Source organism: Ostreibacterium oceani (assembly GCF_009362845.1).
Lineage (GTDB): Bacteria > Pseudomonadota > Gammaproteobacteria > Cardiobacteriales > Ostreibacteriaceae > Ostreibacterium > Ostreibacterium oceani.
Window position 1 is genome coordinate 1 of sequence record NZ_WHNW01000014.1, and the last position, 13,234, is coordinate 13,234.

Genomic DNA, 13,234 nt, shown 5'->3' on the forward strand with positions numbered 1-13,234 from the left:
AATCGGTTACTCGCCATTGTCTGGTTTGATAAAGACGCCAAATCTCTTGGCGATCAAGCGGTGTTAAGCGTATTCGTTTGTGCATGTTCATTACAGTATTCTCTCAAAAAATACTGTAAACAACCCGAAGAAATCTTACAAATAAGTTAAGTATATTGAAAAAGTATATTAAAAGCTAAAATGTAAAAGCAGTTGAATAAAAACGACAAATAAGAGTAGTCAAGTAATAGCGAATTAATAACAGCGAATTAATCGTTTGCAGGTGAACAAAATGGAAAAAATAATGAAAAAAATCGGTTTGTGTTTATTTATATTGGCAGTCGGCACGAGTCAAGCGCAAGAGGTGTTGATTTTGGCTACGGCTGAAACGCGGAATCACACAGTCAATCAGCGCGATACGATGATTGCAGAGTTTCAAGCCAGTGGTGCGAATGTCACCGTCAATCTAACCGAATTCTCTAATGCAGCAACAATGGATTCAGCGGTGATTACGGGCTATGATATGGTCATTGTTCATGGACATAATGTCGCCATTGAGCTGGCTGATTTGGCGGTAATTGAGCAGGGTATTATTGACCAATTATCAACAGCATTTGTGTTTTTAATCGATGGGTGTAGTGTGGCATGTGGCCCCAATGTCAATGCCGTATTGCCCATTATTAATAATGTCAAAACGGTCGGTGGCGCGTTGACCTACGAGGCTGGCCGAAATCGATTTACAGCCAATTTGAATACCGTGTCTGAATTTGCAGGTGATTTTACCGCGATGCCGACGATGGATAGCTTTAATTATCGTCCCATTGCTGGCGCAACGATCAATAATATTCTTTATTCTGAAGCGATTATTGATACATCAACGACGGATGCCAATGCGCTGGGGGTTTTTTATCCAATTAATGAAAGTCGGGGGTCGTGTGTTTACTACATGGCGGATATGACGATGTTTTGGCAGGCTGCTAGCCAATATTATGATATGGATGTCAAAGATAACTTTGCCCCGGCCTTTATTAACGCGGCGACTAATCGACAATCGGGTGCGTGTTTTGTCGGGCTAAACATAACACCAAGCCCAGTACCTAGTATCAATTGGGTCAGCCTATTCGCTCTTATGGGTGTGATGGGGCTGTTAGCAATTCGATTATTATCAGGGCGATTATTATCAGGGCGTTGTTTTTCATAGGCTTTGGGGCAACTGTGTAAAAAATGGGTTTTACGGTTTCATTATGTCTCATTATGCTCTCATTACGGCGCATTAATCAGCAGTAAGTGCTGAGGTAAATGCTCTTGGAAATAGGCCTCGACCCCTTCAGCGATGGCGGTGGCAATTTTCTCTTGGTAACGCGTCGTTTTGAGTTTTTTCTCCTCTTCTGCGTTTGAAATAAACGCCGTTTCAACCAAAATAGACGGAATGTCGGGTGACTTCAATACCGCAAAGCCCGCGCGTTCAACTTGTTTTTTGTGGTTGCGCCCGACTGCTTTCATATGGCGTAGGGTTTTTTTGGCTAATACATAGCTTGATTCTATGGTCGCGTCTTGTTGAATTTGCATCAGAACTTTGCTGATATCTTTGTCGTAGTCATTAATATCCACGCCGTATTTGAGTTCATCGGCGGTGTGTTTTTGTGCGAGCCATCTGGCGGCTTCGGATGAGGCACCACGGGTTGATAGAATATAAACAGAAGAGCCGCTGGCGCTGCACTGTGCGCAAGCGTCTGCATGAATACTCACGAATAAATCTGCATTGTGCTTGCGTGCTAGTGCTAGGCGTTGGCGCAGGGTTAGGTATTTGTCGGTTGAACGTGTCATGACCGCGCGTTTGTTTGGCATGGCATCAATTTTTTTCTGTAAGCGTTTACCCACCTGTAGCACGATATCTTTTTCATAGGTGCCGCCAGGGCCAATCGCACCTGGGTCCTTGCCGCCATGACCTGGATCTATCATGATAACGATTTGGTTTTTATTGGGTACGACAGCCGTTGTGTCAATCGTTGGTGCATTGATGCTGGCAATCGTGTTGCTATTGTTAGAGTTGTTGTCTTGTCGTGGCGGTGCGCTTTTAGGTGCTGTTGTTGCTAGCGCGATCGAAGCATTCGTGGCTGCTGGGCTTGGTTGTGATGCGGGTTGCGGTGTTGGTGTTTGTTTTATGTCGGGGTCACCTGGTGTCAGTGACTCCAGTTGAATCGCCAAAAGGCCTTGATTGGCGGTGTTTGGGTTAGGTGTTGGTTGCCGTGTTGGTTGCTTATTTTGCTGGCCACCCTGATCAAATACGTCAATAACCACACGGTGGCCGCGGCTACCTTCTGGGCGCATGGCATAGACCTGCCAGCGATAATCGACATTCAAATCTAGGACAATACGTGTCTCATTATCCGACCGTTGTCCCGTGCGAACGCGGGATACGCCACGGTTTTTGAAGGCAAGTGTGTTTTTGTACCCTGTTGCCGGTGTGGCGGTAACGTCGACAACGATTCGTGTGGGGTTGGACAAAGCAAACGCATTAAATGTCGGTGCTGTTTTGGTGTCGAGGACGATTTGTAGTTTGTCTTCTCTGGCGTTGGCTCGAAGTTGATCGATTTGATTATTTGCCTGTGCTAAGGTCGAAAAACAGGCAAGCAGAATGAGGGTCAGCGCAGTCAACCATGGGGCAAGCCGAAGCGCAAAACGCGACGAACAACGCGACGAACAACGCAGCGGAAGACGTGGTACTGAGAATGGCGCAAACAATGGGTAAAGCGTTTTTTTATCTATCATTATTTTATAATGTTAATTAGTTATTTTTTATCAAGAGATTAGTTGTCAATTGATTGTCGTTATGTGCTGCTTTTTGTGCGGTTTTTTGCAGATGCTATGGCATTCCACTGCGGCATTCACTGCGGCATTTACTGCGGCATTTACTGCGGCATTTACTGCGGCATTTACTGCGGCATTTACTGCGGCATTTACTGCGTCATCTTGCTGTGATACTGCCAACAGCGGCGCAAAAAAGCAGTGCAAAAAAGTCTAGCGAAAACTTTACTTGATAAACGCCCAAAAGGCACTTATGATAACCGCTAGATTTAATTCACTTGGGTTAAACACTAACATTTTGCATTATAACAGAATTTAGCGAGGTCGCATGCCTGAATTATTAACAACTCCATTAAATTCGTTGCATCAGCAGCTCGGTGCCAAACTGGTCGCATTTGCAGGCTATGAGATGCCCGTGCAATACCCAGCTGGTATTTTACAAGAGCATCGGCAAACCCGAACCAGCGCAAGCCTTTTTGATGTATCGCATATGGGGCAAATACTGCTATCGGGCGAAGGCGTGGATGATGCATTAGAGGCTATCCTACCGATTTCAGTCAAGGGCTTAAAAGTCAATCGCCAACGCTATGGTTTTTTCACATTAGACAATGGCGGTATTTTGGATGATTTGATGCTGGCTAAGGTCGATGACAACACGTTTTACCTAGTGATTAATGCCTCTCGCCAAGCCGAAGATACCGCGCATTTGCGCCAACATTTAGCACAATTTACGATGACGCCGCTAGCGGATTATGCGCTGCTGGCATTGCAAGGGCCCAACGCTGTTGACGCACTGGGCAAACACATTCCAGGCGTTGAAGCGATGCGGTTTATGGATTCACAGTCATTTGATTGGCAAGGGACGGCGCTACGAATTTCACGCTCGGGCTACACGGGTGAAGACGGGTTTGAGATTTCACTGCCCGCAACGCATGCCGAGCAATTTGCGCGGTTGTTGCTCGCCGACGAAGCGGTTGAAATGGCAGGGCTTGGTGCGCGTGATTCGTTGCGGTTAGAGGCAGGGCTTTGCTTGTACGGAAATGATATTGACGAATCAACCACACCGATTGCGGCGGGTCTTCAGTGGGCGATTCAACCCGTACGCCGTGCAGGCGGTGAGCGCGCTGGTGGCTTTATTGGCGATACAGTGATTTTGTCAGAAATGCAACACGGTACCGCTCAACAATTAGTTGGCTTGACGGTATCGGGCAAAGCCCCCGTTCGCACAGGGGGCTTGTTGGTCAATGCGCAAGGCGATACCATCGGGCGCATTACTTCGGGGTGTTTTGCCGCCACAGTTGATGCGCCGATTGCTATGGGCTACGTTGATACGGCTTTTTTAGCCAGTCAGCAGCCAATATTTGCAGCACTTAGGCAAAAACAAATTCCAGTGACACTGACCGATTTGCCGTTTGTGCCGCATCGCTATTATCGTGGATGAGTGTATAGCTAATGCGTTATATCTAAATGCTTATACACTCGTTTTAATTTAATGTCAGTTAAAGAGGTAACATAAAATGAAAAAATATTTCACCCAAGATCATGAATGGATTGCTATTGACGGAGACACGGCAACGGTCGGAATCACCGACTATGCACAAGACCAACTTGGCGATGTGGTTTTTGTCGAATTACCAGAGATCGATGACGAGGTTGCGCAAGGCGATGAAGCTTGCGTCATTGAATCAGTCAAAGCCGCAGGGGAAGTGCATTCGCCTGTTAGTGGCAAAGTAGTCGAAGTCAATAGCCAATTAGAAGATGAACCAGGCTTGATTAATCGTGCGGCCGAAAGCGATGGCTGGGTTTACAAGATGACCGTCACAGACCCATCGGAGTTAGATGAATTGATGGATACAGCGGCTTACCAAGACTTTTTAGCCTAGGTTTTTCTGTGCAATTTGCTGTGTAATTTATTGTGTAATTTGCTGTGTAATATTACTGTGCGATTTTTACGCATAGACCGCTTGCGTACTACGTTTTACGAGGATATATAACCATGTCTACTCCAATTACTGATCATCAGTCGATACAGTCGTTTGTTCGCCGTCACTTAGGGCCTAGAGTCAAAGACCAACAGACGATGCTAGATTATTTAGGCTTTGATAGTCTGACTGAATTAGCACATCGAATTGTGCCTGATGATATTGAGCGCACGACACCCCTTGATATTGCGCCCGCTATTAGCGAGGTAGATGCGTTGAGTCGGCTAAAAACACTCGCCGACAAAAATCAGGTATACCGCTCATTAATTGGTATGGGGTACTATGATACCCATACACCAGCGGTTATTGCGCGTAATATTTTTGAAAATCCCGGGTGGTACACGTCGTACACGCCGTATCAACCTGAAATTTCTCAGGGGCGGCTTGAGGCGCTGATGAATTTTCAGACGATGGTGTCTGACTTGACAGGGTTTGATATTGCCAATGCATCCATGCTCGATGAAGCAACGGCTGCGGCAGAGGCCATGACATTTTGTCAGCGCGCCAGTAAATCCAAAGCGACTCAATTTTTTGTTGACAAGGGCGTGCATCCACAGACGCTCGATGTGGTTAAAACACGCGCCGTGCCGTTGGGGATTGACGTGGTTGTCGGCAACGCCATGACAGACTTACAGCCTGAAGCCGTATTCGGTGTCCTGTTGCAATATCCAGATACAACGGGTGAAATCCGAGATTATCGCGAATTAATTGCGAGCGTACAACAACACAAAGGGAAGGTCGCTATGGCGGCTGATTTGTTGGCCTTGACGTTATTGACGCCACCAGGTGAATTGGGTGCCGATATTGCCGTTGGAAATACGCAGCGTTTTGGCGTGCCGTTAGGTTTTGGTGGGCCGCACGCGGCTTATATGGCGACGTCCGAAAAAGAAAAGCGCAACCTCCCAGGGCGTATTGTCGGTGTTTCAATCGATAGCCGTGGGCAACCTGCCTATCGCTTAGCGTTGCAAACACGCGAACAGCATATTCGCCGTGAAAAAGCAACATCGAATATCTGTACGGCGCAGGCATTACTCGCGATTATGGCGGGTGCTTATGCCGTTTATCACGGCCCTGCAAAGCTCAAAGAACTCGCGACACAGATTGCACATTATACGGCACAATTAAAAGCAACGCTGATAAAAGCAGGCTTGACGGTGGTCAATTCATCGGCATTTGATACCCTTACGTTAGATTTTAGCGAACAAACCGCGCAGGTCGATGCGATTAAAGCACGCGCAGAAAAACAGCAAATTAATTTTGCCTACCGTGCGAATCACCAAATTTCATTGTCTTTGGATGAAGTGACAACGGCCCAAGAGTTAGCGACAATTGTCGCCATTATTGCGCCTGAGGCGGATTTGGTCAGCGTTGAGGGCAGTGCCGTTGACGACAGTGCGGCGGGCGATGAGCCAGCGACGTTGCCTGACAGTTTGCCAAAAAAATTATGGCGTACCTCGACGTATTTAACCCACCCTGTGTTTAACCGTTATCATTCCGAAACGTCCATGATGCGGTATTTGCGACAGCTTTGTGACAAAGATTTAGCACTGGATCGGACGATGATTCCATTGGGTTCTTGTACGATGAAACTCAATGCGGCTTCCGAATTAATACCAGTCTCATGGCCGCAATTCAATCGTATTCATCCCTTTTCACCGTCTTCACAATACCAAGGCTATATCGAATTGTTTAAAGATTTAGAGGCCATGCTATGCGAATGTACTGGTTATGAGGCGATATCATTGCAGCCAAATTCTGGCGCTCAGGGTGAATATGCGGGTTTATTGGCGATAAATGCTTACCACCAAAGCCGTGACGAATCCCACCGTAAGGTTTGTTTAATCCCAGAGTCTGCGCATGGGACGAATGCAGCTTCTGCCGCTATGGTCGATATGAAGGTCGTGGTCGTTAAAACCGATGAACAAGGCAATGTCGATGTCAATGATTTACGTGAAAAGGCCGAAAAATATGCAACCGAACTCGCGGCAACCATGGTCACTTATCCATCGACACATGGGGTGTATGAAAAAGCGATTCGCGAAATCTGTGACATTACACACCAGTATGGCGGTCAGGTTTATTTAGACGGTGCAAATTTGCAGGCGCAAGTCGGGCTTGCAGCACCTGGGCATTATGGGGCGGATGTGTCGCATTTAAATCTACATAAAACCTTCGCCATTCCGCATGGTGGCGGTGGTCCAGGGGTAGGGCCTATTGGCGTGCGTAAGCATTTGGCCCCGTTTTTGCCAAACCACGTGTTGACAGATTTGTCACACCAAGGCGCAGCGGTGAGTGCCGCACCGTGGGGTAGCGCTTCAATCCTGCCTATATCGTGGATGTATATCACGATGTTAGGGGGGCAAGGGTTAACCTTAGCCTCGATTGTTTCGATGCTAAATGCGAACTACATTGCGCAACGATTACGCGAGGTTGGTTATCAGGTCTTATACGCCGATGAAAACAATTTGGTGGCGCACGAGTGTATTATTGATGTCAGACCATTCAAAGAATCGGCTTCGGTTTCAGTAGACGATATTGCTAAGCGGTTGATGGATTTTGGCTTTCATGCGCCGACTATGTCATTTCCTGTGCCTGGTACGTTGATGATTGAGCCAACCGAGTCTGAGAGTAAAGCCGAACTGGATCGGTTTTGTGACGCCATGGCACAAATTTACCAAGAAATTCAGGCAGTCGAATCGGGCAAGTACCCTGCTGACAATAATCCACTAGTCAATGCGCCGCATACGATTAGTGATTTGGTGGGGGATTGGAATCGTCCTTACTCAAGGGCGGTTGCCATTTACCCAGTCGAGACTTTGCGCTACAATAAATACTTTACCCCAGTGAATCGAGTAGATAACGTCTATGGCGATAGACACTTGGTCTGCACTTGCCCACCGATGAGTGCTTGGCAAGACGACGATATTTAGCGGAGAACACCCATGCAACAACAGATTGTATTTACCCTAAGCGCCCAAGATACCCCTGGCATTGTGACGACTATTTCAACGGTGGTAAGCGAGCATGGCGGGAATTGGCTAGATAGTCGGATGTCACAGTTGGCAGGCGAGTTTGTGGGGATAGTCCATGTTGGCGTCGATTTGGATAAAAAATCCAGCTTAGAAACGGCTTTATTGGCATTATCCGACAAAGGCATTACGGTAGAAATTCGTCAATCAGCTGCACAAACGAACACCAAGCATGCAGGGCTCAGATTGCACCAAATTCAACTGATTGGTCAAGATCGCCCAGGTATTGTGACGGAACTATCTCGACTATTCTCAAGCCGTCAGATTAATATTTTTGAACTAGATACGCAAATTAGTGATGCATCGATGGCAGGTGGTGTGTTGTTTAATGCTGATGCGGTTGTTGGGGTAGATAAATCAATCGATTTAGACGAGTTATTAGATTATTTGCATGAATTGGCGGATGCGTTGTCGCTTGATATCGAATGGACGGCGCATATTTAGGCGTTGACCTGATAATACGTTTAGAATACGTTTAGCTACTTAAAATTACCTTTTCAAACCGTCTGTAGTTAATCGTCTGAGTTAATCGGCTGTAGTTAAAGTGACGAATGTGAAGGGTGATGAATGTGAAGGGTTATTTAACCTGACTGGTTGTCACTTTGGCTTTGGCAAAATGTTGGCTTTTAGTAGATTTATAGATGGTAAACAAAACGATGACAGATAAAACATCACAACAGGAAACCCCATCCGCTGAGATGAGCCACGTTAATAAAAAGCTGGCGAATATTCCAGTTGCAACGGCAACGCTGAATAAGCCAGCACTAACCCGTGATGGTAAAGTGCGTCCGCAACCACTGCAGGCGGGTATTAAGCTATTGGGCAAAGACAAAATCGCCAGAGCGCCTGCCAATATCACACCAACAACCAATGAAACACGCATCCAAAAACCCAATTGGATCCGTGCTAAATTCCCAGGGGGAAAAGCCGTTCGCGAACTCAAAGAAACCCTGCGTAAAAATAATTTGCATTCGGTCTGCGAAGAGGCTAATTGCCCCAATTTAGGGGAGTGTTTTGGCAAAGGCGTGGCGAGTTTTATGATTATGGGGGCTATTTGTACCCGACGGTGTACGTTTTGTGCGGTTGCGCATGGACGTCCGAATTTACTAGACCCAAATGAACCCGAAAATTTGGCACGTACCATCGCTGAAATGAAGCTGCGTCATGTTGTTATCACATCGGTCGATCGTGATGATTTATTGGATGGCGGTGCACAGCATTTTGTCGATTGTATTCGCAAAGTCCGTGAATACGCACCGAATACAACAGTTGAAACGTTAACCCCCGATTTTCGCGGACGTGAACAAAAAGCGTTAGACATTTTATTAACAGAACCGCCAGATATTTTCAATCACAACCTAGAGACGACAGAACGGCTTTATCGTGATGCAAGACCGGGTTCGGATTATCAAGTCTCTTTGGATTTATTGAAAAATTTCAAAAAAGCCTGTCCATCCGTGCCAACAAAATCAGGATTGATGGTTGGATTGGGTGAGACCGATGACGAAGTGTATGCTGTGATGCGTGATATGCGTGCGCATGACGTTGATATGCTGACGATTGGACAATATTTACAACCCAGCAATTATCATTTGCCGGTCAAACGCTATGTGACACCAGCACAATTTGAACGCTATGAAGCGACCGCTATTGAATTAGGATTCACCCACGTTGCTGCTGGTCCCTTGGTCCGTTCATCGTATTTTGCTGATGAGCATGCGCAGGAGATTTTATAAGCACTCATGTGCGTCCTTAAAATAACTGGACTGACCGTAAATTGGGTGGCGAATTTATCCATGCTTACCTTAAATTACGCTTAGGTAGATAAAGCCTAAGCCATGTACCAAGCTAAATCTAAACCGCAACTGGTTCCGCAATCACAGCTCCCCATTGTGTATGAATCACCGTTACATCAACGCACGAGACATTTGATTTTAGCGCTGCAAAGTAATCTAGCACTGACTAATCATAAAATCAATGAGTTGGAGAGCCAGATTGCGGCGTTTGATGCCGCCTATCGTGCTCGGTTTTATGATTATATCGATGCCATTAGTGCCTTAAAAGCCACATTAGGATTGATCGAGTCAGACACCACGGCGCATACGGCAATGGTGTTGACCGCGCCAGAACAAGCACGGCTTAAAGCCATGTACCGACAAGCAGCCAAGTATTGCCATCCTGATTATTTGCCGTCACATTTAATCCGTCGTGGTGAGGCGATTTTTCACCAGTTAACTGCGGCCTACCGTGCGCGTGATGTGCTTGCCGTTGAAACTTGGTTGTTCGAGCTAGAAAGTGGGCAAGCCTTTGCCGAGAGCTATCACTGGCAAACCAATCCGCGCCTACTGGCACAAAAAAAAGACTTGCTGCAACAGCGTTTGACACAGCAATGTGAGGTGCTCGATCATTTACAAAAAAATACGTCGCCACAGATTTTCGACACAAGCCAGTGGAATGCATTGTTGTATGATTATCAAGTGATGCTAGAGGAAGAACTGGCGAATTTGAAGTCTGGATATTAAAAGTGCCCATTAAAAGCTGCCCATTAAAGGGTCTATTGGTTGTGCAGTAATACACACTTTGCCGCCACAATAAAAACTTAGCACAGGCCTCAACAAGCCTCAACAAGCCATCAGTATCCTTTTTATCACTAATTCCAGCAGCCAGCAGCCAATCCCACTCCATTCCCACTCCATTTCATCTCATCATTCAACACTAATAGATTTTAACTATCGAATTGATAAGATTAATTTACTTTGTTGATTAATATTTCATGGTATATTAATTAGGTATTTTACCTATCAACGAAATGGGCTGTATGCGTTTAATCTAACCGATTTGGCTATTGGCAAAACATTATTGGCAAAGCGCTATTGGCAATGCATTATTGACAATATACTAGTCGATAATACCAATCGCCCGCGCATTGAATTAGGACTAGGTTGATGGGTAGGCTTTATTTATGACTAGGGGAGAAGAATTATGAATCAATCAAGTACGGGTAAATGTCCATTTCATCAGGGCGCAAATACTGAAACCAATCACTCTGTCATGGACTGGTGGCCCAAGGCGCTCAATGTGGATATTTTGCATCAGCACGACAAAAAACCTAACCCAATGGATGAAGATTTTGATTATCGTGAAGCCTTTAAACAATTGGATTTGGCAGCGCTGAAATCCGATCTCAAGCAATTTATGACAGACAGTCAAGACTGGTGGCCTGCGGATTGGGGGCATTATGGTGGTTTAATGATTCGTATGGCGTGGCACGCAGCAGGCACTTATCGTATTGCCGATGGCAGAGGCGGCGCAGGTACTGGAAATCAACGTTTTGCGCCATTAAATAGCTGGCCAGATAATGCCAACTTAGATAAAGCAAGACGATTATTGTGGCCGATTAAGAAAAAATACGGCAATCAAATTTCCTGGGCAGATTTGTTTATTTTGGCAGGAAATATGGCATATGAGTCAATGGGCTTTGAGACATTTGGTTTTGCGGGTGGTCGTGAAGACATTTGGCATCCTGAAAAAGACATCAATTGGGGCGCAGAAACGGAGTGGCTAGCACCGACAAAAACGCGCTACAAAGCCGTTGACGACAGAGAGTCTCTGGATAATCCATTGGCGGCGGTGCAAATGGGGTTAATTTATGTTAACCCTGAAGGGGTTGACGGTAATCCTGATCCGCTACGCACGGCACAGGATGTTCGCATGACCTTTGAGCGGATGGCGATGAACGATGAAGAAACGGTGGCACTCACGGCAGGCGGTCATACGGTTGGTAAAGCGCATGGCAACGGTGATGCCAGCTTGCTTGGCGAAAGCCCCGAAGGCGCTGAAGTTCACGAACAAGGGTTGGGTTGGATGAACCCTAAAGGCAGCGGTAATGCAGGCGATACGGTGACGAGCGGTATAGAAGGCGCATGGACAACGACCCCCGACCGATGGAATCACAGTTACTTTCATTTGCTGCTTGATTACGATTGGGAATTGAAAAAAAGCCCAGCAGGTGCATGGCAATGGGAGCCAATTGACATCAAAGAAGAAGACAAACCCGTTGATGCGCATGACCCCAGTGTACGCAGAAACCCGATTATGACCGATGCCGACATGGCGATGAAAATGGACCCTGAGTACCGTAAAATTTCAGAACGCTTCTATCAAGACTCAGCGTATTTTAAAGCCACATTTGCGCGTGCTTGGTTTAAGTTAACGCACCGTGATTTGGGGCCGAAAAGCCGTTATTTGGGCGCGGATGTACCCAAAGAAGACCTAATCTGGCAAGACCCTGTACCTGCGGTTGATTATACGCTATCAGAGAGTGAAATTACTGATTTAAAGCAAACGCTGTTAAATTCAGGGCTGGCCGAAGTTGACTTGATTAATACCGCCTGGGATAGTGCCAGAACCTTTAGAAACTCAGACTATCGTGGTGGTGCAAATGGCGCACGCATTCGCTTGGCACCACAAAAAGATTGGATTGCTAACGAACCCACACGTCTGCAATCTGTACTCGACACGTTGACGAATATTCAATCACAATTGAGCAAAAAGGTCAGTCTTGCGGATTTGATTGTGTTAGGCGGGACGGCAGCGGTAGAAAAAGCCGCAGCGCGGGCAGGCGTTTCAATCAATGTGCCGTTTATGCCAGGGCGTGGTGATGCAACACCTGAAATGACCGATGTCGAATCGTTTGCCGTGTTAGAGCCGTTACACGACGGCTATCGCAATTGGCTAAAAGCCGACTATGCCGTCGATCCTGAGTCCTTATTGTTGGATAAAACCCAATTATTGGGGTTGAGCGCTCCTGAAATGACGGTATTAATCGGTGGGATGCGGGTGTTGGGGACCAATTACGGCGGTAGCCAACATGGTGTATTTACAGACCGAGTTGGAACGTTGAGTACAGATTTCTTTGTTAATCTAACGGATATGCGCTATCACTGGCAACCTGTGGCGGATAATTTGTACCATTTGATTGACAGACAAAGTGGCGATGTTAAATGGACCGCGACGCGTGTTGATTTGGTCTTTGGTTCTAACTCGATACTGCGTGCTTATGCCGAGTGTTATGCCCAAGATGATAATAAGGAAAAATTTGTGCGCGATTTTGCTAACGCGTGGACTAAAGTGATGAATGCGGATCACTTTGATTTGCGATAATTTGCGATAATTTGCGATAATTTGCGATAATTTATTGAGGGTTTTAGTCAACGCAAACGATAGAAAGATAGTTCAACTAGCATTTCATGAATCGATAATATAACGCTAAATGCAATAGCTGATTGGCATAAAAAGCCATCGGCTATTGCATTTTTGTGTCAGTTGCCTATTGCAGTGTTATGGTATGATTACTGTGTGATTTTGTGTGATTGGGGTATAAGCTGGTTAAGAATATCTATCACTATGATTGCCATAGATTAACCTGTAATCAAA

Annotated in this window: 10 protein-coding genes; 9 read left to right on the forward strand and 1 reads right to left on the reverse strand. The window is 46.1% G+C overall.

Translation table 11 applies throughout. The annotated features are described in order from the left end of the window. Positions 1-271: 271 nt before the first annotated feature. Positions 272-1,180, forward strand: a complete 909-nt coding sequence (locus GCU85_RS09320) for a hypothetical protein (protein WP_152810913.1) — start codon at positions 272-274, stop codon at positions 1,178-1,180. Positions 1,181-1,242: 62 nt separating this feature from the next. Here the strand turns inward: GCU85_RS09320 and GCU85_RS09325 are convergent, their stop codons facing one another. Then, positions 1,243-2,751, reverse strand: coding sequence for an N-acetylmuramoyl-L-alanine amidase (locus tag GCU85_RS09325; RefSeq protein ID WP_152810914.1), 1,509 nt, complete (start codon positions 2,749-2,751; stop codon positions 1,243-1,245). A gap of 91 nt (positions 2,752-2,842) precedes the next feature. On the opposite strand from GCU85_RS09325, the gene GCU85_RS10070 reads away from it, so the two are divergent. From GCU85_RS10070 to katG, 8 genes are all read left to right on the forward strand, one after another. Next, entirely contained in the window at positions 2,843-3,004 is a 162-nt protein-coding gene (locus GCU85_RS10070) for a hypothetical protein (protein ID WP_218110653.1), read from the forward strand. A 111-nt stretch (positions 3,005-3,115) separates the two neighbouring features. Then, a complete protein-coding gene (gcvT, locus tag GCU85_RS09330) occupies positions 3,116-4,228 on the forward strand; it encodes a glycine cleavage system aminomethyltransferase GcvT (protein WP_152810915.1) in 1,113 nt (370 codons plus the stop codon). 76 nt (positions 4,229-4,304) lie between these two features. Beyond that, the gene (gene gcvH, locus GCU85_RS09335; protein ID WP_152810916.1) at positions 4,305-4,670 is read left to right on the forward strand and encodes a glycine cleavage system protein GcvH; all 366 of its coding nucleotides are present in this window, start codon (positions 4,305-4,307) and stop codon (positions 4,668-4,670) included. A 113-nt stretch (positions 4,671-4,783) separates the two neighbouring features. Then, entirely contained in the window at positions 4,784-7,699 is a 2,916-nt protein-coding gene (gcvP, locus tag GCU85_RS09340) for an aminomethyl-transferring glycine dehydrogenase (RefSeq protein ID WP_152810917.1), read from the forward strand. A 12-nt stretch (positions 7,700-7,711) separates the two neighbouring features. Then, on the forward strand, positions 7,712-8,242 hold the full coding sequence (locus tag GCU85_RS09345; protein WP_152810918.1) for a glycine cleavage system protein R: 531 nt from the start codon (positions 7,712-7,714) through the stop codon (positions 8,240-8,242). A gap of 212 nt (positions 8,243-8,454) precedes the next feature. Next, positions 8,455-9,534, forward strand: coding sequence for a lipoyl synthase (gene lipA, locus GCU85_RS09350; protein ID WP_235896283.1), 1,080 nt, complete (start codon positions 8,455-8,457; stop codon positions 9,532-9,534). A gap of 102 nt (positions 9,535-9,636) precedes the next feature. After that, on the forward strand, positions 9,637-10,320 hold the full coding sequence (locus GCU85_RS09355; RefSeq protein WP_152810919.1) for a hypothetical protein: 684 nt from the start codon (positions 9,637-9,639) through the stop codon (positions 10,318-10,320). Between the two features lie 460 nt (positions 10,321-10,780). Beyond that, positions 10,781-12,961: a catalase/peroxidase HPI gene (gene katG, locus GCU85_RS09360; protein WP_152810920.1), complete on the forward strand. Its 2,181-nt coding sequence runs from the start codon at positions 10,781-10,783 to the stop codon at positions 12,959-12,961. Positions 12,962-13,234: the final 273 nt, after the last annotated feature.